Origin of the sequence: Pseudomonas sp. 21615526 (assembly GCF_013386245.1) — a bacterium.
Taxonomy (GTDB): Bacteria; Pseudomonadota; Gammaproteobacteria; order Pseudomonadales; family Pseudomonadaceae; genus Aquipseudomonas.
Genome location: NZ_JACAOM010000283.1, coordinates 1 through 309, shown reverse-complemented (window position 1 = coordinate 309; position 309 = coordinate 1). Strand labels below are relative to the sequence as shown.

The window sequence follows — 309 nt, the reverse complement described above, 5'->3', positions numbered from 1 at the left end:
ATTCATCCCCGAGCTGTTGCCGCTGTTCGCCCCTAACGTCAACTCGTTCCGCCGCTTCCTGCCCGACACCTCGGCGCCGGTCAACGTGGAGTGGGGCGAAGAGAACCGCACCGTTGGCCTGCGGGTTCCGGACGCCGGCCCACAAAACCGTCGGGTGGAAAACCGCCTGCCCGGTGCCGACGCCAACCCGTACCTGGCGATCGCCGCCAGCTTGCTGTGTGGCTACATCGGCATGGTCGAAGGCATCAGCCCAAGCGCGCCGGTGGTGGGCCGTGGTTACGAGCGCCGCAACCTGCGCCTGCCGCTGAC

At 68.0% G+C, this 309-nt stretch carries 1 pseudogene; it reads left to right on the top strand.

From position 1 onward, the window contains the following. Nucleotides 1-309: pseudogene (locus HX786_RS31700) on the top strand (glutamine synthetase); the annotation flags it as partial.